Source organism: Streptomyces plumbidurans (assembly GCF_019857225.1).
GTDB classification, from domain to species: Bacteria; Actinomycetota; Actinomycetes; order Streptomycetales; family Streptomycetaceae; genus Streptomyces; species Streptomyces plumbidurans.
Map to the genome: position 1 here is coordinate 58,737 of NZ_JAFJSY010000027.1, position 23,865 is coordinate 82,601.

22 protein-coding genes are annotated in these 23,865 nt (G+C 71.1%); 13 read left to right on the plus strand and 9 right to left on the minus strand.

Going from position 1 to position 23,865, the window contains the following annotated elements; genetic code table 11:
- Positions 1-71: 71 nt before the first annotated feature.
- Together JYK17_RS19175 and JYK17_RS19180 are read right to left on the minus strand one after the other, a co-directional pair.
- Entirely contained in the window at positions 72-1,937 is a 1,866-nt protein-coding gene (locus JYK17_RS19175; protein WP_128803618.1) for an AAA family ATPase, read from the minus strand.
- A gap of 429 nt (positions 1,938-2,366) precedes the next feature.
- A complete protein-coding gene (locus JYK17_RS19180) occupies positions 2,367-3,026 on the minus strand; it encodes a uridine kinase family protein (RefSeq protein WP_234547548.1) in 660 nt (219 codons plus the stop codon).
- Positions 3,027-3,261: 235 nt separating this feature from the next.
- On the opposite strand from JYK17_RS19180, the gene JYK17_RS19185 reads away from it, so the two are divergent.
- From JYK17_RS19185 to JYK17_RS19205, 5 genes are all read left to right on the plus strand, one after another.
- Complete coding sequence (locus JYK17_RS19185; RefSeq protein ID WP_181362431.1) at positions 3,262-4,212, plus strand: hypothetical protein; 951 nt, start codon at positions 3,262-3,264, stop codon at positions 4,210-4,212.
- A gap of 92 nt (positions 4,213-4,304) precedes the next feature.
- Complete coding sequence (locus JYK17_RS19190) at positions 4,305-5,759, plus strand: amino acid permease (RefSeq protein WP_181362442.1); 1,455 nt, start codon at positions 4,305-4,307, stop codon at positions 5,757-5,759.
- A 240-nt stretch (positions 5,760-5,999) separates the two neighbouring features.
- Positions 6,000-7,343, plus strand: coding sequence for a C39 family peptidase (locus JYK17_RS19195; RefSeq protein ID WP_108011244.1), 1,344 nt, complete (start codon positions 6,000-6,002; stop codon positions 7,341-7,343).
- A gap of 142 nt (positions 7,344-7,485) precedes the next feature.
- The gene (locus tag JYK17_RS19200) at positions 7,486-7,626 is read left to right on the plus strand and encodes an SCO1431 family membrane protein (RefSeq protein ID WP_108011242.1); all 141 of its coding nucleotides are present in this window, start codon (positions 7,486-7,488) and stop codon (positions 7,624-7,626) included.
- A 122-nt stretch (positions 7,627-7,748) separates the two neighbouring features.
- A complete protein-coding gene (locus JYK17_RS19205) occupies positions 7,749-8,408 on the plus strand; it encodes a TetR/AcrR family transcriptional regulator (RefSeq protein WP_108011240.1) in 660 nt (219 codons plus the stop codon).
- 51 nt (positions 8,409-8,459) lie between these two features.
- Here JYK17_RS19205 and JYK17_RS19210 read toward each other — a convergent pair whose 3' ends face one another.
- Positions 8,460-9,692 carry a glycoside hydrolase family 18 protein gene (locus tag JYK17_RS19210; RefSeq protein ID WP_108011238.1) on the minus strand — a complete coding sequence of 411 codons (1,233 nt, stop codon included), beginning with the start codon at positions 9,690-9,692 and terminating at the stop codon, positions 8,460-8,462.
- A 348-nt stretch (positions 9,693-10,040) separates the two neighbouring features.
- Between JYK17_RS19210 and JYK17_RS19215 the strand changes: the two genes are divergently transcribed.
- The gene (locus tag JYK17_RS19215) at positions 10,041-11,213 is read left to right on the plus strand and encodes an acyl-CoA dehydrogenase (RefSeq protein WP_222810871.1); all 1,173 of its coding nucleotides are present in this window, start codon (positions 10,041-10,043) and stop codon (positions 11,211-11,213) included.
- On the opposite strand, the gene JYK17_RS19220 is transcribed toward JYK17_RS19215, so the two are convergent.
- Entirely contained in the window at positions 11,176-11,424 is a 249-nt protein-coding gene (locus JYK17_RS19220) for a hypothetical protein (protein ID WP_222810872.1), read from the minus strand. The genes JYK17_RS19215 and JYK17_RS19220 overlap by 38 nt on opposite strands.
- A 137-nt stretch (positions 11,425-11,561) precedes the next feature.
- On the opposite strand from JYK17_RS19220, the gene JYK17_RS19225 reads away from it, so the two are divergent.
- The gene (locus JYK17_RS19225) at positions 11,562-12,662 is read left to right on the plus strand and encodes an Rv3169 family protein (protein WP_222810873.1); all 1,101 of its coding nucleotides are present in this window, start codon (positions 11,562-11,564) and stop codon (positions 12,660-12,662) included.
- 13 nt (positions 12,663-12,675) lie between these two features.
- Positions 12,676-13,770, plus strand: coding sequence for a phosphotransferase family protein (locus JYK17_RS19230; RefSeq protein WP_222810874.1), 1,095 nt, complete (start codon positions 12,676-12,678; stop codon positions 13,768-13,770).
- Between the two features lie 10 nt (positions 13,771-13,780).
- Here the strand turns inward: JYK17_RS19230 and JYK17_RS19235 are convergent, their stop codons facing one another.
- Entirely contained in the window at positions 13,781-14,215 is a 435-nt protein-coding gene (locus tag JYK17_RS19235; RefSeq protein ID WP_108011228.1) for a hypothetical protein, read from the minus strand.
- Between the two features lie 267 nt (positions 14,216-14,482).
- On the opposite strand from JYK17_RS19235, the gene JYK17_RS19240 reads away from it, so the two are divergent.
- The 4 genes from JYK17_RS19240 (at position 14,483) to fxsA (ending at position 18,659) form a co-directional block, all read left to right on the plus strand.
- Positions 14,483-14,923, plus strand: a complete 441-nt coding sequence (locus JYK17_RS19240) for an Lrp/AsnC family transcriptional regulator (RefSeq protein ID WP_108011226.1) — start codon at positions 14,483-14,485, stop codon at positions 14,921-14,923.
- Between the two features lie 143 nt (positions 14,924-15,066).
- Positions 15,067-16,683: an amidohydrolase gene (locus JYK17_RS19245; protein ID WP_108011224.1), complete on the plus strand. Its 1,617-nt coding sequence runs from the start codon at positions 15,067-15,069 to the stop codon at positions 16,681-16,683.
- 535 nt (positions 16,684-17,218) lie between these two features.
- Entirely contained in the window at positions 17,219-18,013 is a 795-nt protein-coding gene (locus JYK17_RS19250; RefSeq protein WP_108011222.1) for a polyprenol monophosphomannose synthase, read from the plus strand.
- Between the two features lie 91 nt (positions 18,014-18,104).
- Complete coding sequence (gene fxsA, locus JYK17_RS19255; RefSeq protein WP_128803622.1) at positions 18,105-18,659, plus strand: FxsA family membrane protein; 555 nt, start codon at positions 18,105-18,107, stop codon at positions 18,657-18,659.
- 122 nt (positions 18,660-18,781) lie between these two features.
- Here fxsA and JYK17_RS19260 read toward each other — a convergent pair whose 3' ends face one another.
- The 4 genes from JYK17_RS19260 to yczE form a co-directional block, all read right to left on the minus strand.
- Positions 18,782-19,156, minus strand: coding sequence for an RNA polymerase-binding protein RbpA (locus tag JYK17_RS19260; RefSeq protein WP_003977404.1), 375 nt, complete (start codon positions 19,154-19,156; stop codon positions 18,782-18,784).
- A 278-nt stretch (positions 19,157-19,434) separates the two neighbouring features.
- Complete coding sequence (locus JYK17_RS19265) at positions 19,435-20,772, minus strand: MFS transporter (RefSeq protein WP_128803623.1); 1,338 nt, start codon at positions 20,770-20,772, stop codon at positions 19,435-19,437.
- A gap of 61 nt (positions 20,773-20,833) precedes the next feature.
- Positions 20,834-21,601, minus strand: coding sequence for a glycerophosphodiester phosphodiesterase family protein (locus JYK17_RS19270; protein WP_128803624.1), 768 nt, complete (start codon positions 21,599-21,601; stop codon positions 20,834-20,836).
- A complete protein-coding gene (gene yczE, locus JYK17_RS19275; protein ID WP_222810875.1) occupies positions 21,598-22,251 on the minus strand; it encodes a membrane protein YczE in 654 nt (217 codons plus the stop codon). Before yczE ends, JYK17_RS19270 begins: the two co-directional genes overlap by 4 nt.
- A 99-nt stretch (positions 22,252-22,350) precedes the next feature.
- Between yczE and JYK17_RS19280 the strand changes: the two genes are divergently transcribed.
- Entirely contained in the window at positions 22,351-23,859 is a 1,509-nt protein-coding gene (locus tag JYK17_RS19280; RefSeq protein ID WP_108011214.1) for an SCO1417 family PLP biosynthesis transcription factor, read from the plus strand.
- Positions 23,860-23,865: the final 6 nt, after the last annotated feature.

Consider the following 23,865-nt stretch of genomic DNA (forward strand, 5'->3'; position numbering starts at 1 on the left):
TGACCGCTGACCGCTGACCGCCTGACGCGGGACCGGAGGCCGGGGAACAGGGGCCTGGGGCCGGGGGTCCGTCACATCGGGGACGGATCCTGCGGCCCCCGCCCCGACAGCACCTCGCCGTAGGCCTGCATCAGGTCGGGCAGCCGCAATGTCGACAAGTCGTCACGGGACAAGGTCCCCGGATAGATCGACAGCCGCAGGTCGCGGTACGCGCAGCTCTTCTCGTAGAGCGTGCGCAGGAATCGTCCGTTGCCCAGCTCGTCGATCCAGCCCTGGTCCACCACGTGCCCGGCGATGGAGCGCAGCTCGTCGAGCGCCTCCTCGTCCCACACGTCGCCGTTCTCCGCGGCCAGGACCTCGCCGATGGAGGTGAGTTCGAGCGGTCGGTAGGACGGGAAGTCGACGCGGGTCGTGAAGCGGGACGACAAGCCGGGGTTGGCCGCCAGCAGGCGGTCCATGCCCTCGGGGTAGCCGGCCAGGATGACCACCAGGTGGTCGCGGTTGTCCTCGGCCCGCTTCAGCAGCACCTGCAGCGCCTCGTCGCCGTACGCGTCGCCCTTGCCGTAGCCGGAGTTGGAGAGGGAGTAGGCCTCGTCGACGAAGAGCACGCCGCCGATCGCGGAGTCGATCAGCTCGTTGGCCTTCACGGCCGTCTGGCCCAGGTACTCGCCGACCAGGTCGGCCCGCTGGGCCTCCACCAGGTGGTCACCGCCGAGCAGGCCGAGGGCGTAGAAGACCCGGCCGAGGATGCGCGCCACGGTGGTCTTGCCGGTGCCGGAGGGCCCGGAGAAGACGAAGTGCCGCTTGGGCGGCTGGACCGGCAGGCCCTGACCGGCCCGCAGCCGCGCCATGTTCAGCTGCGCCGACAGGGCCTTGACCTGGCGCTTGACCGGCTCGAGGCCCACCATGCGCTCCAGCTCGGCGAGCGCCTCCTCCAGCAGCAGCGGGTCGGTGGGGCCCGCGGGCAGCGGGGACCCGGACGATCCGGTGTTCTTGTGCCGTACGGCCGGGTCGATCGTCGAGGAAAGCGGGCCGACGGGCGGCAGGTCGGAGTCGGACAGTCTGAGGTCCCGGCCCTCGGCGCCGAACAGCGGGTCCAGGGTGTCGGGGCCCTCCAGGGCGTCCTGGCCGCCGGAGAGCGTGATCGCCGCGAGGTCGGCGGACTCGTCGTACCCGTCGCCCTCGGCGATCGCAGCGAGCCGGGCCGAGGTGTCCATGAAGGCGGGGTCGACGCGGTGCACGGCGCGGTACAGGGGGAGCGCGGCGGCCGAGCGGCCGGTGCCCTCGTGGGCCCGCGCCAGCCAGTAGCGCAGCTCCTTGCGCTGCGGCTGCTCGCTGCGGCAGCGCATCAGGGCGGCCGCGAGCAGCGGTTCGGCCTGTCCGTACATCTCCAGGCGCACCCGCGCCATGCCGCCGAACAGGCCCGCCTCGATGCCGAGCAGGGCGTCGTCGATCAGCGGGTCGGTGTGCCGGACCAACTGGTCCCAGTCCTTGACCAGATAGGCACGGCAGGCATGCAGAAAACGGACCTGCGGGTCGGTGTCCACGGGCGGCAGCCCGGCGAGCGCCCGGTCCAGCTCCGGGACATGGCGGCCGTCCAGCCAGTGCGAGGCGTGCGCGAGCAGCAGATCGCGCGGGCTCTCCAGCACGGGCTGCACCCACCAGCCGAGCCAGTACCAGGAGTTGAGGGAGCGGCGGTGCCGGGCGCGCTGCTCGCCGAAGCGGTCCCGGTGCCGGAACATCCGCAGCAGCGCGGTCGTCGTGTCGACGCGCAGCGCGTGCAGTCCGAGCCAGCCGTCGGCCATCCCGGGATCCATCCGGACCGCCGCCCGGAACTCCTCCTCCGCCTGCGGATAGGCGCCCATGGTGTAGGCGTCCACGCCTCGCAGCCAGGCGAGGTCGGCCGGGGCCTCGGGGCCCTGCGTGCCGAAGTCCATCACGTCCCCCACAAACCGTGCCCCCGTCGGTTGACCCCCGGGCCGTCGTCCAACGGCCGCTTTGATCGAAACGTCGTGCCGCGAACCGGAGTTGCGGTGCGCGCAGCCGTCTGTCAGGTCGCACCGATGGCATCGTACCTGCGCCGGTGTCGCCCGCCGAAGGGTGCCGCACAGGCCGTTTGACGAGGTGGGAGCAGACGGGGGCGCACTTCGGACGGTGACCGTGGGTGAGCGAATCGCGCCTCGGAGCGTCCGGAAAGGGGGAATGAGGGCAGAACGAAGCCCCCGATCACGGGGGAACAACCGGGGGCTTCGCGTCTGCATGCGGCTTCGAATGGCCGCTCATTCAGAACGTAAGTCCTGTACGGCCCCTCGGTCAAGCGGAGTTGAGGCACTCCGGGAAGTTGAACGGCAGTCGTCTTCACAAGTTCAGCACACTGCCGTTGGTCCGTCACCGTGCGTGAACGGCTGGTCCGGTCCAACCGTTGTCGCGGGCCCCGGGAGCACCTCGTAACCCTCCTCCAACTGCCGCACCAGAAGATCGGCGAACGGCCGCGAAGGGTCTTCGGCGAAGTGTCGTCGCTCCGCCAAAACCCACCCGGCCCAGAAGTCCCGCTGCTCCTCCCCGTCCCGCCGCCGCCCACGTGTCCAGGACTCCTCGGGAGCTACCTCCATCCACAGCAGCGCGGCCAGGTGCGGCCGCAGCGCGCGGCGGCCGGCGCCCACGCCCTCGACGAGGGCCACCGGGGCGGGGGGCAGGTGACGGGGCGCCCCGAAGCGGCGCGCGTGCCAGTCGTAGGGGGCGTACTCGGCCGGCTCGCCGCGCCCGAGCGGCTCGATCACCTGCGACAGGAGGCGGCCGGTCCAGCCGAAGAGCTCGTCGTGGTTGGCGATGTCGTCGAGGTGCAGCACGGGCGCCCGGTCCAGTGCCGCGGCCAACTGCCCGGCGAACGTGGACTTTCCGGAGCCGGCGTGTCCGTCGACGCCGATCAGACGGACCGGCCCGCAGGACGGGGGCAGGCGGCGCAGCCACGTGGCGAGCTCTTGAATGGTCGTTTCCTTGTGCGGTACGGGCCGGGGGTCGGGCATATTCGTGGGGAACATTCTAATGGTGGGTGAAATCGGGGCGAATGGGCTGGCCGAAAATAGTGCCGATTTGAACTAGTCGGGGGTCGCCCGCCGGGCCGTCACATTCGCGCCGCAAACCCTTGACAGGCTATGTCGAAAACCACGTTCCGGTTGCGCCCTCCGCTGAGTAGGGTGCCAGGTGCACAGTTGACCAAGGTGCCAAGTGCGAGGCGTTCGTACGGGGAGACAGGAGCAGATGGCCGCTGGGTTATTCGAAGGCCAGTATGTGTGGCATCCGGCGGCGGACGACCGCCTGCTCGCGAACGTCTGCGTGGACGTGCGTGCGGGCCGCTACCGAAGTGCCCACGAGGCCCTCGTCGAAACGCGCCAGGACTTCGGGCTGCGCGCCCACCGTTCCCTGGTGCTCGCCTCCGAGGCGGCCGACTCCGACCTGACCGAGCGCTGGCTGGACGAGGAGCCGAGCGCCGAGGCCGCACTGGTGTGGGCGCGGGTCGCCGTCCTGCGGGCGCTGCGCGCTGCAGACACCCGCGACGAGCGGGCCGAGGCGCTGGAGCGGATCGCCCTGACGGCCTGCGACCGGGCCGCCGCGATGGACCCCCGTGACCCCACGCCCTGGACGGCCCGGCTGGCGATGGCCCGGCTGCACCGGATCAGCGACCCCGCCCCGCGCGGACTGCTCACCGCGCCGTCCGGCCCCTGGCGCCTCTTCGCGCACATCCTCTCCCTCGACCCCTGGCACCGCGAGGCCCATCACCGCTTCCTGTCCTGCTTCTTCAGCCGCTACGGCGGCTCCGTGAACGCCGCCTGGGACGTCGCCGCCTTCCTCGGCCAGCGCGCCTCCGCCGACTCCCCGCTGCGCCTGCTCCCGCTCGTCGCCCTGGTCGAGAGCTACAACCCGGCCCAACTGCTCGCCGACCGCCTCTGGGAGCAGCCGCAGTGGCGCTCCACCGCCCTCGCGATCTACCAGAACTGGCTGCCCACGGTGGCCGGTTACCGCTTCACGCCGGTGCTCGACCTGGCCTACCTCGCGCACGCGCTGGTCATGGGCAAGTGCGAGTTCGAGGCACGGGCGGTCTTCTCCGCGATGGGGCCCTACGCCTCCCGCATGCCCTGGTCGGCCTTCGGGGAGCCGGCCGAGCAGCTGTCCCGAGCCCGCCGCGCCTGCGGCCTTCCCGTCCCCCCGTGAGAACGACCGTCCCCCCCATAGAGAAAGGCCGGTACGTGTCAGAGAGAACAGTAGGTCGGGCCGAACTGGACGACGACGCCACGCTGCATGCGATGGGTTATCCGAGAAAACTCACGCGTCGCTTCAAGGCGTTCGACAACTTCGCCATCTCGTTCACCATCATCAATATCATCTCGGGTATTTTCTCCAGCTTCGGATTCGGCATGAATGCCGGTGGGCCCCGCATTCTGGTATTCGGCTGGATCGGCGTCTCCGTCATGGTGCTCTTCGTCGGCCTCGCGATGGCGGAAGTCGCCTCCGCCTATCCGACGAGCGGTGCGCTGTATTTCTCCGCCGGTAAACTCGCCAAACGGCACAAGGGCGCCTGGTCCTGGTACACGGGATGGCTGAACTTCGTGGGCCAGATAGGCGGCACGGCGGCCACCGGCTACGCGGCCGCCACCTTCATCCAGGCCTTCGTCGCCCTGCAGTGGCCCTCGTACGTGCCGACCGCGCACCAGACCGTGCTGATCACGGCGCTGATCATCGTGCTGCAGGGACTGGCCAACACCTACACCGTGCAGTTGGTCGCCCTCCTCAACCGGATCTCGGTGTGGTGGCTGCTGATCGGTCTCGTGGTGATCGTGACCGCCCTGATCGTCGGCCCCGACAGCCACCGCTCGGCTTCGTTCGTCACGCATTTCGCGAACAACACCGGTTTCACCAGCGGGCTTTACGGCGGGATGCTCGGACTGCTCGTCACCAGCTGGACCTTCACCGGCTTCGACGGCAGCTTCCACATGTCCGAGGAAACAGTGCAGGCCACCGTCAACGCCCCGAAGGGGATCACACGGGCGATCGGTTACTCGGCGATCACCGGCCTGATCCTGATGCTCGCACTGGTCTACAGCATTCACGACTACGACCATGTGGCGGGCGCTTCCGCTCCGCCCGTCCAGATTCTGATAGACGGCCTCGGTCTCACCACCGCCAAGCTGCTCCTGCTGATCGTGATCGGCGCGATGCTCTTCTGCGGTCTGGCGAATCTCACCAGCAACACCCGGCAGATCTTCGCCTTCTCGCGGGACGGCGCGATGCCCGGTTCGCGCTGGTGGCACACCGTCTCCTCGCGCACCCGCACCCCCGTCAACGCCGTCTGGCTCGCGGTCGGCTGCTCGCTCGCGCTCGTCCTGCCCGGCTGGTGGTCGCACACGGCGTTCACGGCCATCGTCAGCGTCAACGTCGTCGGTCTCTTCCTCGCCTACGCCGTGCCGATCCTGCTGCGGCTGCAGCTGGGCGGCGAGTTCCAGCCAGGTCCGTGGAACCTCGGCCGCTGGGGCCGTCCGGTGGGCGTGGTCGCGGTGGTCTGGATCGTGCTGAGCAGCGTGCTGTTCATGCTGCCGCAGGCCTCCCCGATCACGGCCGACTCCTTCAACTACGCGCCGATCGCCCTCGCCGTGGTGCTCATCGTCGCCACCGTCTGGTGGTTCGCCACCGCCCGCCGCCGCTTCCAGGGACCGGTCAGCTACGGCCGCCCCGACGAGGTCGCGGCGATGGACCTGATCTGAGTCCGGTGCCCGGCGCGCCCCGTGGTGCGCCGGGCCGGCCGGTTCCGCAGGTCATATCAGTGGTCGAGACCAATATTCATGGGCGTGGCATGCGCCGAAGTGCTGGCAGGACGTGGGACCTGCGGCCATAGTTGGCGCACACGCGGCACCACGGTGCAGCGCATCGGTGCAGCACGACAGTGCCGTACAGCAGTGCCTTTGGACCCGTCCCGACTCGGACACCTGGGGGTCAATCCGCCCATGAGCAGAGCCGAAAAGCCGTCCCGCAGAACCGTTCTGGCCGCCGCGGTCGCCGCCGCGGTGGTGGGCCCGGCGGTCACCGCCGGCGTCGCCGAGGCCGCGAAGGTGCCGGCCCGGCCGGTCGACTACCGCGCCTGGACCACACACCACGACTGGCGCTCCGGCACCGCGAAGGGCGTCCGCGCCGTCGCGGGCGCCCGTCCCGGCGTGGTGATCGCCACCCCCGCCGGCACCACCGACTACACGGACCCGCACACCGGCACCACCGCCACCTGGGAGTACGCGACCTGGACGTCCCCCGTCCACCGGCTGCGCGTCCCCTCCACCGAGACCATCGCCTCCTGGAACGCGCACACCCCGGCCGGGACCTGGATCCAGGTCGAGCTGAACGGCACGTACTCCGACGGCACCCGGACCCCCTGGTACGTGATGGGCCGCTGGGCGGCCGGTGACCAGGACATCAAGCGGACCTCGGTGGACGACCAGAGTGACGGCAAGAGCTCCATCTGGACGGACACCTTCGCGATCGACGACGCGACGACGGGGCTGCGCCTGGTCTCGTACCGCCTGCGGCTGACCCTGTACCGCAAGCCCGGCACCCGGCTCACCCCGACCGTCTGGCGGCTCGGCGCGATGGGCTCCGACATCCCCGACCGCTTCACGGTCCCGGCCTCGACGCCCGGTCTCGCGCAGGAGCTGAGCGTCCCGCGCTTCTCGCAGGAGATCCACAAGGGCCAGTACCCCGAGTACGACAACGGCGGCGAGGCCTGGTGCAGCCCCACCTCCTCGCAGATGATCATCGAGTACTGGGGCGGCCGCCTCACGCCCGAGCAGCTGTCCTGGGTGGACCCGAGCTACGCCGACCCGCAGGTCGACCACGCCGCCCGCTTCACCTACGACTACCAGTACGAGGGCTGCGGCAACTGGCCCTTCAACGCCGCCTACGCGGCGACGTTCGAGGGTCTGCAGGGCGTGGTGACCCGGCTCGGCTCGCTCACCGACCTGGAGACGCTGATCGCGGCCGGCATCCCGGCCATAACGTCGCAGTCGTTCCTCAAGGAGGAGCTGACGGGGGCCGGTTACGGCACCTCGGGGCACCTGATGACGATCATCGGCTTCACCGCCGACGGTGACGTGATCGCGAACGACCCGGCCTCGCCGAGCGACGACGCGGTGCGGCGCGTCTACAAGCGGCGCGAGTGGGAGAACATCTGGCTGCGCACCAAGCGCTACAACGCCAGTGGCAGCGTGGTCTCCGGCACCGGAGGCGTCTGCTACCTGTACTTCCCGGCGCGCCCCACGCCCCATCAGCGCAGGGCGCTCGCGGCGGTCGGCGTGCGCTGAGGCGGCCCCGACGTGCGAAGGCCCCGGGCGACCGGGGCCTTTCCCGTGTGACCAACGTCTCGGCCGCAAAAGCCCTTCCAGGTGGCAAGGTGGACGAAACGGTGGGGGGAGTCCACCGCACATCCGACCTCAGCGAGACGCCATGACCGCACACTCAGCAACCGCCGCCCGCACCCGCACCGGCGGCCCCGGCGACGACGGCCCGAAGATCCTCGAGCAGGTCATGGGCTGGACGCTCGTCGTGGTCGTCGCGATGTTCGTCGTCCAGCTCGGTCTGCTGTGATCCGAGCCGTACGCATCCCGGCCTGACCCCCGGCCCGTTCGTTGATCGGACTCGAACGAGTGGCCGTGGTTGTTCTGACATACTGCGGACGTCCCGCCGCCCGCTGGAGACCAGGGTCGAAATTGAAGATCAGCCAACAGAGCGAGGCCGCCCGCCCCCGGGCGCGCGGTACCGAGCGCTCGCTGGCGCGTCGCGCCGAACTCATCACCATCGGGCGGAAGTTGTTCGCCGACACGTCGTACGACACGCTCTCGATGGACGACATAGCCCGGCAGGCGCACGTCGCCAAGGGGCTGATCTACTACTACTTCCAGTCCAAGCGCGGCTACTACCTGGCGATCATCCAGGACTCCGTGGCCGATCTGGTCAGCTACGCGGCGAGCGGTGCCGAACTGGAGCAGGTGGACCGGGTCCACCGCACCATGGAGGGCTATCTGCGCTACGCCGAGCACAATCACGCGGCCTTCCGCGCGATCGTCAGCGGCGGTGTCGGCTTCGACGCCGAGGTGCACGCCATCCGGGACGGAGTGCGCGAGGCGATCGTCGCGACCGTCGCCGAAGGGGCGTACGGCCGCACGGACATCAGCCCGGTCGCCCGCATGGGCCTGTTCGCCTGGGTGTGCAGCGTCGAGGGCGCCACGCTCGACTGGATCGACCGCCCCCGCCTGACCCGCGACCAGATGCGCGAGCTGCTGGTCAAGACGCTCGGCGGCGCGATGCGCGCCATCGAGGAGCTCGACCCGTCCTACCCCGCTCCGGCCCCAGCCCGCCGGGATTCGTGAGCGAGGGGCGGAGGCTCCCGCGCCCCCGCCCCAACCACCGTACTGCTGCGGTCAGTCGATGGCCTTGATCAGTTCGCCGTTCGTGGTGTCACCGCTCAGTTCCCAGAGGAACGTACCGCCCAGGCCCTGCTGGTTCTTGTAGTCCATCTTCGTCGCGATGGTCGCGGGCGTGTCGTAACTCCACCAGTCGTTGCCGCACTTGGCGTACGCGGTGCCACCCACCGTGCCGGTGGCCGGGCACTTGGTCTTGAGCACCTTGTAGTCGTCGATGCCCTGCTCGTAGGTGCCCGCTGCCGGTCCGGTCGCGGTGCCGCCGGGCGCGTCCTGCGTGACACCGGTCCAGCCGCGGCCGTAGAAGCCGATGCCGAGCAGCAGCTTCGAGGCGGGGATGCCGAGGCCCTTGAGCTTGGCGATGGTCGACGAGGTGTCGAAGTCGGCCTTCGGGATGCCGGAGTACGAGGTCAGCGGCGAGTGGGGGGCGGTCGGGCCCTGGGCGTCCCAGGCGCCGAAGTAGTCGTACGTCATCGGGTTGTACCAGTCGACGTACTGCGCGGCGCCCGCGTAGTCCGCGGCGTCGATCTTGCCGCCGCTGGTGGCGTCGGCGGTGATGGCCGCGGTGACGAGCTTGTCGCCGCCGAACTTCGAACGCAGCGCCGCCATCACGTTCTTGAAGGCGTCCCGCCCGCTGGTGTCGCAGCTCAGACCGCAGGCGTTGGGGTACTCCCAGTCGATGTCGATGCCGTCGAAGACGCCCGCCCACTTGGAGTTGTTCACCAGGTCGTAGCAGGACTGGGCGAACCCGGCCGGGTCCTTGGCGGCCTCGCCGAAGCCGCCGGACCAGGTCCAGCCGCCGAACGACCAGAGGACCTTCAGTCCCGGGTGCTTCTTCTTCAGCTTCAGCAGCTGGTTGAAGTTGCCGCGCAGCGGCTGGTCCCAGGTGTCGGCGACGCCGTCCACGGACTCGTCGGCGGTGTAGGCCTTGTCGGTGGCCGCGTACGAGTCGCCGAGCGCGCACTTGCCGCCGGTGACGTTGCCGAAGGCGTAGTTGATGTGGGTCAGCTTGTCCGCCGAGCCGGACGTCTCGATGTTCTTGACGTAGTACTTGCGGTCGTAGGTGCCCCATTCGGTGAAGTAGCCGACGACCTTCGAGCCGGCGGCCTCCTTCGCCGAGGGCTTGGCGCTGGCCGTGCCCGCGCCGGCCAGCAGCCCGGCGCCGAGGGCGGCACAACAGGCCGCGGACAGAAGCGCCCGCAGCCTGAAGCGGGGGCGGTGGGGGATGTGCATCGGGTGCTCCTCGTGGGGGAGAGGGAACGCGCGCCGATTGGCATGAACGCGGTAAAGCGTTGGTCATGAACACTAGGAGGACTAGACCAGTCCGGTCAATGGTGCGGACCAATTCCGCGGGGCCGTGCGCGCGCCTTTCGGGCGGGCCGGGATAGTCTTGAAGTAAGCGGTCGTTAACTGGTGACGGGATGCCCCGGATCGGGCATACTCACTGCGCACAGCCGCTGGTCAGCAGCTTCCGAGACCCGGAGGAGCGAGGACCGGCCCGGCATCAGAACGACCCGGCGGAGCCGTCCACCCACGGCGCGCATTCCGCTGATGTGCCCCAACAGGGAGGAGAGCGTCGCCATGCCCGACCGCGCCCCGCAGCCGGTGGACCGGCAACTGCCCACCGAGGAGGCCCGGGATCTGATCTCGCTCGTCCGTGACATCGCGCAGCGCGAGATCGCGCCCAAGGCGGCCGAGGAGGAGGACGCGGGACGCTTCCCGCGCGAGGTCTTCACGCTCCTGTCGGAGTCGGGCCTGCTCGGCCTTCCCTACGGCTCCGAATACGGCGGCGGGGACCAGCCCTACGAGGTCTATCTCCAGGTGCTCGAAGAGCTCGCCGCGGCCCGCCTCACGGTGGGACTCGGCGTCAGCGTGCACACCCTGGCCAGCTATGCGCTCGCCGCCTACGGATCGAAGGAGCAGCGGGTCGAGCATCTGCCCGACATGCTCGGCGGCGGACTCCTGGGCGCCTACTGCCTGTCCGAGCCGTCCTCCGGCTCGGATGCCGCCTCCCTGCGCACGAAGGCCGTCCGCGACGGCGACGACTGGGTGCTCAACGGGACCAAGGCCTGGATCACCCACGGCGGCGTCGCCGACTTCTACACGGTCATGGCCCGCACCGGCGAGGAGGGCCCGCGCGGGATCACCGCCTTCCTGGTGCCCGGCGACGCCGAGGGCCTCGGCAGCGCGGCGCCCGAGAGGAAGATGGGCATGAAGGGCTCACCCACCGCGCAGGTCCACTTCGACGGGGTGCGCGTGCCGGACGAGCGGCGCCTGGGCGAGGAGGGCCAGGGCTTCGCGATCGCCCTGTCCGCGCTCGACTCCGGCCGGCTCGGCATCGCGGCCTGCGCCATCGGCCTCGCCCGGGCCGCACTCGACGAAGCCGTCGCCTACGCCACCGGGCGCCGGCAGTTCGGGCGGCCCATCGCCGACTTCCAGGGCCTGCGCTTCATGCTCGCCGACATGGCCACCCAGGTCGAGGCGGGCCGGGCGCTGTATCTCGCGGCGGCGCGGCTGCGCGACGCGGGGCGGCCGTTCGCCAAGCAGGCGGCCATGGCCAAGCTGCACTGCACGGACACCGCGATGAAGGTGACCACGGACGCCGTGCAGATCCTCGGCGGATACGGCTACACCGCCGACTTCCCGGCCGAGCGCTACATGCGCGAGGCCAAGGTGCTGCAGATCGTCGAGGGCACCAATCAGATCCAGCGGATGGTCATCGCCCGTCACCTCGCGGGTCCGGAAACCCGCTGAACTGACCGGTCGCGACCTGCGGGGCCGCCAGTCTGACCCACTCCGGGTCGTGGCGGCCCGGCAGGGTGCGGCCCCGGTCGGCCCAGGTGCGCATCAGGTCGCGGTAGATCGGCGGGTCCTGCGGCTGCGGGGGAGCGGGCAGAGCCGCTCCGGTGGGGGGCGGGACGAAGACGCGTCGCTGACGCCCGATGGTGGAGTAGGTGGGGGGCATACCAGGGCAACGCGGAGGTAGGCGACAGGTCACCTTTCTGCGGATTCGAGCGTGAGTTCGTGGACGTACGCCGCTCCTCTGGTCACCGCCGATTGTCTGACGTACCGTCAGGCCAAGCGTCCTGAGGGAGGTTTGGCATGGCCGACGACCGCCCCGTACCGCTCGACGAATACCCCGTGCACCAGGTCCCGCTGTCCATGCGGCACGTGGCGACCGGGGATCGCAACGCCTACGACCGCTGCATCTTCCACGTCCTCGACCACGAGGGGCGGGCGCTGCTCGTCGCGGGACTCGGCGTCTACCCCAACGTCGGCGTGATCGACGCGTACGCGACCCTGCGCACCGGGAACGTGCTGCACGCCGTACGTGCCTCCGACGCCCTCGGCGACGACCGCCTGCGCCTCTCTGTCGGGCCGCTGCGGATCGAGGTCGAGGAGCCGCTGCGGCGCCTGCGGCTGGTCTGCGACGACGATCGGTTGTCGTACGACCTCGTCTGGACCGCCGAGTTCCCCGCCCTGTGGGAACCCCACCATCTGCAGCGCCGCGGCGGCCGGCTCACCCTCGAAGGGCGCCGCTTCGTACAGGCGGGCGGGGTGACGGGCACCGTCCGTGCGGGCGGCGAGGAGTTCAGGGTCACGGCCGGGGAGTGGACCGGCACCCGCGACCGCAGCTGGGGGGTGCGGCCCATACCGGGGGAGGAGGGCGGCCGGCTCGCCGAGGAGCATCCGACCGAGGGCTTCCACTGGCTGTGGTGCCCGGTCCGCTTCGAGGACCGCTTCCTGATGGTGATCGTCCAGGAGGACGCGGACGGATACCGCTCCCTGAACGACGCCACCCTCGTCCGCCCCGGCCACCGCGACCGCCAACTCGGCTGGCCCCAGGCGGAGATCGGCTACCGCTCCGGCACCCGTGACCCGGTCCGCGCCCTCGTCCACCTGGGCGATGTGCGCAAGCCGCAGGAGCTGGAGGTCGAGATCCTCACCTCCTCGCCGCTGGCCGTCGGCGCCGGCTACCCGCCCGCCGACGACTGGCAGCACGGCACCTGGCGCGGCCCCGGCTGGACGGACCGCCGCACCTACGACCTGACGCAGCCGCAGCCCCTGGCCGCCTACGGGGTCACCGACCATGCCGCCCGCTTCCGGCTGGACGGCCGGACCGGGCACGGCATCTTCGAACACGGCTCGTTCGGGCGGCACGATCCGAGCGGGTTCACGGACTTCAACTCGGTCGCACCCTAGGGGGGTTCGCGACATGGCCACGGCACCCCGCCCACGCACCACCACCCGCGACCGGGAGGACATCGCCCGCCGCCTGACCGCCTGGCTCGGCACCCGGCTGCCCGGCGCCAAGGCGGTCAGGGTGACCGTCCCCGAGTCCAACGGCATGTCCAGCGAGACCCTGCTCTTCGAACTCGATCACCCCGAACCCCCGGCGCGCGCCTGCGCGTTGCGGCTCGCCGCGGACCCGGCGGCGTACACGGTCTTCCCGGTGTACGACATGACGCGCCAGTACCGCACGATGCGCCTGGTGGCGGAGCACTCCGACCTGCCCGTGCCGAGGATGCTGTGGCTGGAGGAGGACCCCGTCCCGCTCGCAGCCCCGTTCTTCGTGATGGAACGCGTTCGTGGACGCGTGCCGCCCGACGTGATGCCCTACACCTACGAGGGCAACTGGCTGCACGCGGCCGACGACGCCGAACGCGAGCGCCTGGAGGCCGCCTCGGTCGGGCTGCTGGCCCGGCTGCACGACCAAGTGCCGCCGAAGGAGGCCGAGTTCCTGACGCTCCCGGGCGAAGGCGACGCGCTGCGCCGCCATGTCACCGCCCAACACGCCTACTACGACTGGGTCGTCGACGGACGCGCCCGCTCACCCCTCATCGAGGCCGCCTTCGACCGGCTGGAGGAACTCTGGCCGCGCGATCCGGGCGAGGCGGTGCTCAACTGGGGCGACGCGCGCATCGGGAACGTCGTCTACGACGGCTTCGAGCCCGTCGCGGTGCTCGACTGGGAGATGGCGGCCCTGGCCCCGCGCGAGGTCGACCTCGGCTGGACCGTCTATCTGCACCGCTTCTTCCAGGACCTGACCGTCGCCTTCGGTCAGCGCGGCCTGCCCGACTTCCTGCGCCGCGACCGGGTGGAGGCCCGCTATGCCGAACTCACCGGCCACACACCGCGCCACATGGAATTCTACACGCTGTACGCCGCGCTGCGGCACGCGATCGTCATGCTGCGCATCGCCTACCGGCAGGTGCACTTCGGCGAGGCGACCGTCCCCGCGGACCCGGACACACTGATCCTGCACCACGGCAGTCTGCGCGCCATGGTGCAGGGCAGCTACTGGGATTGAGCGGAGTCGCTCAGGCGGCCTGGCCGCGCAGCACGGTGCCCCGCATGGGCCGCGAGCCGGGGCCGCCGACGTGCGAGAACGGCTGTGTGCGCCAGTCGAGCCCCTGAGGGAGCGTCAACAGCAGGGCCGTGTCCTGCTCCTGGGGCCCGGCCGACTCGTCCGCGGGGCGGGCCTCGCCCGCGCGGCGCCCGGTCCCGGCGCACACCGTCAGACCGAAGGGGTTCCACGGCGAAGCACACAGCGCGTGCTCCGGCAGGACCTCCTCGTCCGCCAGCAGGGCGATGGGCTGCGCGCAGTCCGGGCAGATCACCCGGTACATCTCGAAGGTGTCGTACGCGTCCAACTCGTCCTCGAAATCGTCCGGTTCGACGCCCTCCGGCTCGGGCTCGGTGACCGCCTGGAGGCGCTTGGGCGCGGTTCGACCAGGGCGCTTGGGACTCTGCATGGGTTCTCCCCCTCGGGCTGGGCCGTTCAGGCACTGCGGCCTCGACCACAGCAAGCACTTCCCGTCCGGTCACGGCGGTAACCACGAGAACATCACGGAGAGGTCTCATGGCCTGTGGCGTTCGTCACATGCCGCTCGCAGATGCCGTACCGGGCCGCCGCGGCGCCCGGACGGCCCACGGTCAGCTCTCGCGTACATCACAAACCGGGCATGACCCGGCCTGCTCAGGTATCCCGGGAGGTCAGGCGCACTGTAGGTTCTTGCGCCATGGAGGAGCTCGACCGACAGATCGTGCAGCTGCTCGTCAAGGACGGGCGGATGAGCTACACAGACCTGGGCAAGGCCACCGGCCTGTCCACGTCGGCCGTGCACCAGCGGGTGCGCCGGCTCGAACAGCGCGGGGTCATCCGCGGCTACGCCGCGGTCGTCGACCCCGAGGCCGTCGGGCTGCCCATGACCGCCTTCATCTCGGTCAAACCGTTCGACCCCAGCGCCCCCGACGACATCGCCGACCGGCTGGCCGATGTGCCCGAGATCGAGGCCTGCCACAGCGTCGCCGGCGACGAGAACTACATCCTCAAGGTGCGCGTGGCGACCCCGCACGAACTGGAGGAGCTGCTGGCCCGGCTGCGGTCGCTGGCCGGCGTCTCCACACGGACGACGGTCGTCCTGTCGACACCGTACGAGGCGCGTCCGCCACGCGTCTGAGGCGACGGGGTCGCTTCGTTCGAGGCGATGGGGCGCTTCGTCCGAGGCGAAGGGGGTCGGGGCTGAGGCGAGGGGCGCCGCCGTGCCCCGGCAGGGGCGCCCCACGTGCAGCCCCGGCCGCGCGGCGCGAGAAACTGTCCGGCATGAGCACGCGCACCCCCGACCCGAAGACCGTCCTGCTCCGCCGCGGAGAGGTCCACAGCCCCGCCGACCCGTTCGCGACCGCGATGGTCGTGGAGCGCGGCCAGGTCGCCTGGGTCGGCTCCGAGGGCGCCGCCGACGCCTTCGCCGACGGGGTCGACGAGGTGGTCGACCTGGACGGCGCCCTCGTCACCCCGGCGTTCACCGACGCCCATGTGCACACCACGTCCACCGGCCTCGCGCTCACCGGACTCGACCTGTCCGACGCGCCCTCCCTGGAGGCGGCGCTCGCGCGCGTACGGGACTTCGCAACGGCCCGCCCGCGGGACAAGGTGCTGCTCGGGCACGGCTGGGACGCCTCCCGCTGGCCCGGCGGGCGCCCCCCGACGCGCGCGGAACTGGACGAGGCCACCGGCGGCCGCCCCCTCTATCTCTCCCGCATCGACGTCCACTCTGCGGTCGTCACGACGGCCCTGCTCGACCTCGCCCCGGGCATCGGCAACGGCGTGGGCGACGGCCCGCTGACCACCGACGCCCATCACGCCGTTCGGGCCGCCGCGTTCGCAGCCGTGACGCCCGCCCAGCGCGCCGAGGCCCAGCGCACCGCGCTCGCCCACGCGGCCTCCCTCGGCATCGGCTCGGTCCACGAGTGCGCGGGCCCGGACATCTCCTCCGAGGACGACTTCACCGACCTGCTGCGCCTGGCCGCCGAGGAACCCGCGCCGCGGGTCGTCGGCTACTGGGCCGAGGCGGGCGAGGAGGGCGTGGCGAAGGCGCGCGGGCTGGGCGCCGTCGGCGCGGCCGGTGATCTCTTCGTCGACGGTGCCCTCGGCTCGCACACCGCCTGCCTGCACATGCCGTACGCCGACAGGGACCACACCGGCACCGCCTACCTGGACGCCGCGGCAGTCGCCGCACACGTGATCGCCTGCACCGAGGCCGGTCTGCAGGCCGGCTTCCACGCGATCGGGGACGCCGCCGTGACCACCGTCGTCGAGGGTGTGCGCGCCGCCGCCGACAAGATCGGCCCGGCCCGCGTCCGCGCCGCCCGGCACCGCGTCGAGCACGCCGAGATGCTCACCCCCGAGACGGTCGCGGGCTTCGCCGAGCTGGGCCTGACCGCCTCCGTGCAGCCCGCCTTCGACGCGCTGTGGGGCGGCGAGGACGGCATGTACGCCCAGCGCCTGGGCGCCGAGCGGGCCCGCACCCTGAACCCCTTCGCGGCCCTGCTCAGGGCGGGCGTGCCGCTCGCGTTCGGCTCCGACAGCCCGGTCACCCCCTTCGACCCGTGGGGCACGGTCCGCGCGGCCGCCTTCCACCGCACGCCGGAGCAGCGGGTCTCCGTGCGCGCGGCGTTCACCGCCCACACGCGCGGAGGCTGGCGGGCCATCGGGCGGGACGACGCGGGCGTACTGGTGCCTGGGGCGCCCGCCGACTACGCCGTCTGGCGCACCGACGAGCTCGTGGTCCAGGCTCCGGACGACCGGGTCGCCCGCTGGTCCACCGACCCCCGTTCCGGCACACCCGGTCTGCCCGACCTCACACCGGGCCGTGAGCTGCCCGTCTGCCTGCGCACCGTGGTGGGCGGCCGGACCGTGTTCGTAGGGCCGGGCGAGTGATCTCCCGGGGTGGCGCGGCGCCGATCGCCGCCCGCCACGCCGTCGCACGACCCGCGTATCCTCGGCGCTGACCAGGGCTTTGACGGAAGACCCGCAGGTCGAACGGCAGTTGACAGCCGACGGCTGGGGGCCGGTAGGTTCGGCGGAGTCCACCACCGGACGCCCGACCGGCGAACTTCCTCGCACTTGTCGCAGCGCCGCTGGGTCAGGGACGGTGTGCCGCACCGGAGCACCGCCACTGGGAGCCAGGCTCAGCGCCCGCGCGCGACGAGGGAACGTTCCGGCTGGTCGGGGAGGTGTGACCCGGGTGGGGCCCGGACGCTCAGTAGACAACGGCTTTCGGTCGATCCGCAGCCAGCGGGTCCCAGGTCGGCCCGAAGGGCGCCGGGCCCCCATCCGTAGTGCACAATCGTGCCCGAACAGGCATTCTTACCCCGCTCTTGCGGAATCGACACCACGATAGGCACCTGCTGTCGAGTCATCGCAGGCCGCGGACACTATGGTGGACCTCTGCGACGGACACGAAGGGGCAGTAGTGAACGACGGTGACGGGACCCTCGCGGAACAGGCCCAGCAGCGGCAGTTCGGCCCGCTCGGCACGGCCTTGGTGATCATTCCGACCTACAACGAGGCGGAGAACATCAAGTCCATCGTCGGCCGGGTGCGCGAGGCGGTCCCCGAGGCGCACGTCCTCGTGGCCGACGACAACAGCCCCGACGGCACGGGCAAGCTCGCCGACGAACTCGCCGCCGAGGACGACCAGGTCCAGGTGCTGCACCGCAAGGGCAAGGAGGGCCTCGGCGCCGCCTACCTCGCGGGTTTCCGCTGGGGCATCGAGCACGGCTACGGCGTCCTGGTCGAGATGGACGCCGACGGCTCCCACCAGCCGGAGGAACTGCCCCGTCTGCTCACCGCGCTCAAGGGCGCCGACCTCGTCCTCGGCTCCCGCTGGGTGCCCGGCGGCCGGGTGGTGAACTGGCCCAAGAGCCGCGAGTTCATCTCCCGCGGCGGCAGCCTGTACTCCCGCCTCGCCCTCGACCTGCCGCTGCGTGACATCACCGGCGGTTACCGCGCCTTCCGCAAGGAGACCCTGGAGGGCCTCGGCCTCGACGAGGTCGCCTCCCAGGGCTACTGCTTCCAGGTCGACCTCGCCCGCCGCGCGGTCAAGGCCGGCTATCACGTGGTCGAGGTGCCCATCACCTTCGTCGAGCGGGAACTGGGCGACTCCAAGATGAGCCGCGACATCCTGGTGGAGGCCCTGTGGCGGGTCACGACGTGGGGTGCGGCGGAGCGGGTCGGCAAGGTGTTGGGCCGGGGCAAGAAGGCCTGAAGGCCTGCCCTCGGAGAGCGCCGCGCCCTGCGCGGGTGCGGCTGATCATCCCCTTATCCCGCACTGAGCCGGGGCCAGGCACACTGGATGCATGACGACTGGTGCTCCGACCCCTGCGCATCCCGCCCGGCCCCGGCGCTCCCGGCTGCGGACGTTCCTGCCGCTGGGTGTCGCGGCCTGGCTGGTGCTGGAGATCTGGCTGCTGATCGTGGTCGCGGGCGCGTCGAGCGGGTTCGTCGTGTTCCTGCTGCTGGTCGCCGGGTTCGTCCTCGGCGCGGCGGTGATCAAGAAGGCGGGCCGGCGCGCGTTCCAGAACCTCAACGAGGCCCTGCAGCGCGGCGGCACCCCGCAGAGCGGCGGTGGCAACGGCCTGCTGATGCTCGGCGGTCTGCTCCTGATGATCCCCGGCCTGATCTCGGACGCGGTGGGTCTGCTGCTGCTGATCCCGCCGGTCCAGAAGGCGCTGAGCCGCTACACGGAACGCACCCTCGACCGCAGGCTGCGCGAGGCTGTCCCCGGCGGTCTCGGTGACGCCTTCCAGCAGGCCCGCATCCACCGCCCGGACGGCAAGGTCGTCCAGGGCGAGGTGATCAGGGACGAACCCGGTGACACGCCCCAGGACCCGCGCCCGCCGCTGACGCGCTGACCACGCGGTAGGGCACAGAACGGCGGGTCGTACGGCATACGACGGCGGGCGGCCTACGTGTTTCCACGTAGGCCGCCCGCCGTCGTATGCGTGCGTTTGTCGTCCGCTCGACCCCGCCGGTGCTAAGCCGACTTGCGGCTGTCCCGCGGGTGGACCGCGATGTTCATCGCGCCCGAACGGAGAACGGCCAGACGCTCCTCGAGGACCTCTTCAAGTTCCTCGCGGGTACGCCGTTCCATCAGCATGTCCCAGTGCGTACGCGCGGGCTTGGCCTTCTTTTCCTCAGGGCCGTCGCCGTCGACCAGGAGTGCTTGAGCCCCGCAGACCTTGCACTCCCACTCCGGCGGAATCTCCGCCTCGACCGAGAAGGGCATCTCGAAGCGATGCCCCTTCTCGCATGCGTACTCCACGGCCTGGCGCGGGGCCAGGTCGATACCGCGGTCCGTCTCGTAGCTGGTCACCACGAGGCGCGTGCCGCGAAGAGCTCGCTCACTCATGAATCGTGCCTCCCGGGCTTGTCGCCCACAGGACAGGTGTCGCTGTCGTCGTCATCCGGTCAACGTCCGGTCGGCGGTAAAGATTCCCGTCCCGTATCGCGTTCCGGGTCGTGCGTCGCCGTCGTAGCCGCAGCCTTGCTGACCAATGTCGTACCCACCGGCGCCCGGTTTGTCACATCTGTTAGGAGATGTCACCCAGCGTTTCGGCATCTTTGACGCGCAGTAACGGTACGCCTGGCAGGCCAAACGCGTACACTACAGCCCTTTCGTCGTGAGTACTAAATCCGCTCCGGAACCGGATTGCCCGCATCGAGGATCGCCCGCCGCACCGGAACCCGTGCGAGCAGGGCGAATCCGATGACGAAGAAGGCGACGAGCGAGATGATCGCGTCACGATAACTTCCAGTCAGCTGGTAGGTGATCCCGAACAGAAGCGGTCCGAGCCAGCTCATTCCCCGGTCGCTCATCTCGTACGCGGAGAAGTACTCGGCCTCCTTGCCGGGCGGCACCAGATGCGAGAACAGGGAGCGGGACAGGGCCTGGCTGCCGCCCAGGACGAGCCCGATCCCGGACGCCAGGACGAAGAACCACACCGGAGCGCCGGCCGGCAGGAAGTACCCGGCCGCCAGCGTCACCGTCCAGGCCACCAGCGAACCGAGGATCGTGCGCTTGGCCCCGTACGTCCGCGCCAGCCGTCCCATCCCCAGCGCCCCCGCCACCGCCAGCACCTGCACGAGCAGCACGGCGCCGATCAGCGTCGACTGCCCGAGCCCCAGCTCCTCCGAGCCGTAGACCGAGGCCTGGGAGATCACCGTCTGGATGCCGTCGTTGTAGATGAGGTACGCCAGGAGGAAGGCGAGGGTCAGCGGGTGGCGGCGCATGTCACGTACGGTCGCGGCCAGTTGACGCAGCCCGGGAGCGGTGGTCGGCGTCGTTCCTTTGGCGCCGCGGTCGCGCAGCCGGTTCAGCGGGACGAGCGTGAAGGCGCCCCACCACAGTCCGGCGGTGGCCAGACAGATGCGTACCGCCATGGTCTCCGAGACGCCGAAGGAGTCGTGCCCCATGTACAGCACCAGGTTGACGATCAGGACCAGCGAGCCCGCCGCATAGCCGAAGGCCCAGCCGCGCGAGGAGACCGCGTCGCGTTCCTCGGGCGGGGCGATCTGCGGCAGATAGGAGTTGTAGAGCATCGACGCCACGGATTGCGCCGCGTTCGCGACCACCAGCAGAACGCCGCCGAGCAGATAGCGGTCGCCGTCGAGGAAGAACATGCCCGTCGTCGCCGCGGCCCCCGTGTAGGCGGCGGCCCCGAGCAGCGGCTTCTTGCGCCCGGTGCGGTCGGCGGCCGCGCCCACCAGGGGCATCACCAGCACCGCCACGATCACGGACAGGGACACCGAGTACGCGAAGAACGAGCCGGCGCGCACCGGGACGCCCAGGGGATGGACGAACCCGTCCGCGTCGGCCGCGGACTTGGCCACCGACGTCAGATAGGGGCCCAGGAACACGGTGAGGACGCTCGTCGAGTAGACGGAGCAGGCCCAGTCGTAGAAGTACCAGCCGCGCTGCTCACGCTTTCGGTCGAAGACTTCCGTCCGCACGGTGTCGGCGCTCACCCGTGCCCTCGCTTCCCCGCTGAAGTGCCGTGCCAAGGCTCGGGGGACAGGCTCGGGGCGCTCAGACCCAGACGCCGCGTTCTTCCATGACCTTGCGCAACGTGTCGATGTGATCGGTCATGATGCCATCCACGCCCAGGTCCAGGAGCCGGTGCATGCGCTCGGGTTCGTTGATGGTCCACACGTGAACCTGCAGCCCACGCGCGTGGGCGGCGCGTACGAAGCGGTGGTCGACGACCTGGATGCCGGACTGGGACTCGGGCACCTGGGCCGCGACCGCCGATCCGCGCAGCGCGGCCGGCACTCCCCAGGAGCGCAGCCGGAGGTTGAGCACACCGCGCGTGCCGTACGACGTCGCAAGACGCGGACCGGCGAGCCGCTGGGCGCGCACCACCCGCGCCTCGGAGAATGAGCCGACGCAGACGCGGTCCCACGCGCGCGTGCGCTCGACCAAGTCCAGGAAGGGGTGCAGCGAGGACTCCGCCTTCAGGTCGACGTTCCAGCGCACCTCGGGGAAGGTCTCCAGCAGTTCCTCGAACAGCGGCACCGGTTCCTTGCCCGCCACGCGCGCGTGGCTCACCTCCTGCCACGGCAGGTCCGCTATGCGGCCGGCGCCGTCGGTCACCCGGTCCAGCGTGGAGTCGTGGAAGGCGACCAGCCTGCCGTCCGCCGTGGTGTGGACGTCGGTCTCGATGTAGCGGTACCCCGCCTGCACCGCCCGCCGGAACTGCAGCGCCGTGTTCTCCAGGCCGTCGGCGGCGCCGCCCCGGTGGGCGAAGGCGATCGGGCCGGGATGGTCGAGATAGGGGTGGCGTATCCGCGTGGTCACGGACGCAGTATCGCTCCCTGTGGTTGCCCTCCGGCAACGACCGTGCTGCCGCCGGATGCCGGCGGGACGTCGAAGAGCCGCAGGAACAGCTGGGCGAGCGGGCCGATCGACACCGCGTACAGGACGGTGCCGACGCCGAGCGAGCCGCCGAGGGCGAAGCCGGTCGCGACCACCGCCACCTCGACCGCCGTCCGCATCAGCCGGATCGAACGGCCCGTGCGCCGGTGCAGCCCGGTCATCAGCCCGTCCCGCGGGCCCGGCCCGAAGCGGGCGGCGATGTAGAGCCCGGTGGCCGCGCCGTTGAGCACGATGCCGGACAGCAGGAGAGGGATTCGTACGGCCAGGGAGTGCACGTCCGGTACGACCGAGAGCGTGCCGTCCATGGCCAGGCCCACCACGAAGACATTGGAGACCGTGCCGAGACCCGGACGCTGGCGCAGCGGGATCCACAGGAGCAGCACCGCCGCGCCCACGATGATCGACACGACGCCGATCGTCAGGCCGGTGAGCTCGGCCACGCCCTGGTGCAGCACGTTCCAGGGCTCAAGACCCAGGCCCGCCTCGACGAGAAGCGCGGAACTCGCGCCGTAGAGCGCGAGTCCCGCATACAGCTGGATCAACCGCCGCCCGAGACGGTCCTTGGTGGACAACAGATACCCCCAGTGGTCGTAGTGGCCTGACTCATGACACCCTGTGGCTTGGGTGAAAGCTTGATCCATGGCCAATTCGGGGAAGGTGGACTGATTTCCATGGCGCAGTGGACCTCGGCGATGGGTGCGGCGCAGCTGGCCAGGCTGCTCAACTCCCAGCAGGACCGCCCGGCGGGCCCCGGCACGCGCCGTCCGCCCGCCTATCGTGCGCTGGCCGACGGCATCCGCTTGCTGGTGCTGGAGGGCCGCGTCCCCGTGGCCGCCCGGCTGCCCGCCGAACGCGAACTGGCGCTCGCCCTGTCCGTCAGCCGTACGACCGTGGCCGCCGCGTACGAGGCGCTGCGCAGCGAAGGGTTCCTCGAATCCCGGCGCGGCGCGGGCAGTTGGACCGCCGTGCCGGCCGGTAACCCGCTGCCCGCGCGCGGCCTCGAGCCCCTGCCGCCCGAGGCGCTCGGCTCGATGATCGACCTGGGCTGCGCGGCCCTTCCCGCCCCCGAGCCGTGGCTGACCCGCGCAGTCCAGGGCGCCCTGGAGGAGTTGCCCCCGTACGCCCATACGCACGGCGACTATCCGGCCGGACTGCCCGCCCTGCGCTCGATGATCGCCGACCGGTACACGGCGCGCGGTATTCCCACGATGCCCGAGCAGATCATGGTGACCACGGGGGCCATGGGCGCGATCGACGCGATCTGCCACCTCTTCGCGGGCCGCGGCGAACGCGTGGCCGTCGAGTCGCCCTCGTACGCCAACATCCTCCAGCTGATGCGCGAGGCCGGGGCGCGGCTGGTGCCCGTGGCGATGGCCGAGGGGCTGACCGGCTGGGACCTGGACCGCTGGCGGCAGGTGCTGCGGGACGCCGCACCCCGGATCGCGTACATCGTCGCCGACTTCCACAACCCGACCGGCGCGCTCGCCGACGACGACCAGCGGCGCCGACTGGTGGAGGCGGCCCGCTCGGCCGGGACGGTCCTGATCGCCGACGAGACGATGAGCGAGCTGTGGCTGGACGAGGATCTCCGGCAGGAGGCGATGCCGCGGCCCGTGTGCGCCTTCGACCCCGCCGGGTCCACGGTGATCACCGTCGGTTCGGCCAGCAAGGCCTTCTGGGCGGGGATGCGCATCGGCTGGGTGCGCGCGGCGCCGGACGTGATCCGCAGCCTGGTCGCCGCGCGCGCGTACGCCGACCTCGGCACCCCGGTGCTGGAACAGCTCGCCGTGAACTGGCTGTTCAGCACCGGAGGCTGGGAGCAGGCGGTGGAGGTGCGGCGCGGACAGGCCCGGGAGAACCGGGACGCCCTGGTCGCCGCGGTGCGACGGGAGCTGCCCGACTGGGAGTTCGAGGTACCGCGCGGCGGCCTCACGCTGTGGGTGCGCACCGGCGGACTGTCGGGCTCGCGGCTCGCCGAGGTGGGGGAGCGGGTCGGCGTACGCGTGCCGTCGGGACCGCGCTTCGGCGTCGACGGGGCCTTCGAGGGCTACGTGCGGCTGCCGTTCACCGTGGGCGGAGCGGTGGCCGAGGAGGCGGCGGCCCGGCTGGCCGCGGCGGCGCGCCTGGTGGAGGGCGGGGCGAGCGGGGGCGGGGAGACGCCCCGGACGTTCGTGGCGTAGGCGCCG

Excerpts from the sequence above, each read along its gene's own strand:
- JYK17_RS19175 (WP_128803618.1), bottom strand. The coding sequence starts at position 1,937 with ATGGACTTCGGCACGCAGGGCCCCGAGGCCCCGGCCGACCTCGCCTGG.
- JYK17_RS19180 (WP_234547548.1), bottom strand. The coding sequence starts at position 3,026 with ATGCCCGACCCCCGGCCCGTACCGCACAAGGAAACGACCATTCAAGAG.
- JYK17_RS19185 (WP_181362431.1), top strand. The coding sequence starts at position 3,262 with ATGGCCGCTGGGTTATTCGAAGGCCAGTATGTGTGGCATCCGGCGGCG.
- JYK17_RS19190 (WP_181362442.1), top strand. The coding sequence starts at position 4,305 with ATGGGTTATCCGAGAAAACTCACGCGTCGCTTCAAGGCGTTCGACAAC.
- JYK17_RS19195 (WP_108011244.1), top strand. The coding sequence starts at position 6,000 with ATGAGCAGAGCCGAAAAGCCGTCCCGCAGAACCGTTCTGGCCGCCGCG.
- JYK17_RS19200 (WP_108011242.1), top strand. The coding sequence starts at position 7,486 with ATGACCGCACACTCAGCAACCGCCGCCCGCACCCGCACCGGCGGCCCC.
- JYK17_RS19210 (WP_108011238.1), bottom strand. The coding sequence starts at position 9,692 with ATGCACATCCCCCACCGCCCCCGCTTCAGGCTGCGGGCGCTTCTGTCC.
- JYK17_RS19215 (WP_222810871.1), top strand. The coding sequence starts at position 10,041 with ATGCCCGACCGCGCCCCGCAGCCGGTGGACCGGCAACTGCCCACCGAG.
- JYK17_RS19220 (WP_222810872.1), bottom strand. The coding sequence starts at position 11,424 with ATGCCCCCCACCTACTCCACCATCGGGCGTCAGCGACGCGTCTTCGTC.
- JYK17_RS19225 (WP_222810873.1), top strand. The coding sequence starts at position 11,562 with ATGGCCGACGACCGCCCCGTACCGCTCGACGAATACCCCGTGCACCAG.
- JYK17_RS19230 (WP_222810874.1), top strand. The coding sequence starts at position 12,676 with ATGGCCACGGCACCCCGCCCACGCACCACCACCCGCGACCGGGAGGAC.
- JYK17_RS19235 (WP_108011228.1), bottom strand. The coding sequence starts at position 14,215 with ATGCAGAGTCCCAAGCGCCCTGGTCGAACCGCGCCCAAGCGCCTCCAG.
- JYK17_RS19240 (WP_108011226.1), top strand. The coding sequence starts at position 14,483 with ATGGAGGAGCTCGACCGACAGATCGTGCAGCTGCTCGTCAAGGACGGG.
- JYK17_RS19245 (WP_108011224.1), top strand. The coding sequence starts at position 15,067 with ATGAGCACGCGCACCCCCGACCCGAAGACCGTCCTGCTCCGCCGCGGA.
- fxsA (WP_128803622.1), top strand. The coding sequence starts at position 18,105 with ATGACGACTGGTGCTCCGACCCCTGCGCATCCCGCCCGGCCCCGGCGC.
- JYK17_RS19260 (WP_003977404.1), bottom strand. The coding sequence starts at position 19,156 with ATGAGTGAGCGAGCTCTTCGCGGCACGCGCCTCGTGGTGACCAGCTAC.
- JYK17_RS19280 (WP_108011214.1), top strand. The coding sequence starts at position 22,351 with ATGGCGCAGTGGACCTCGGCGATGGGTGCGGCGCAGCTGGCCAGGCTG.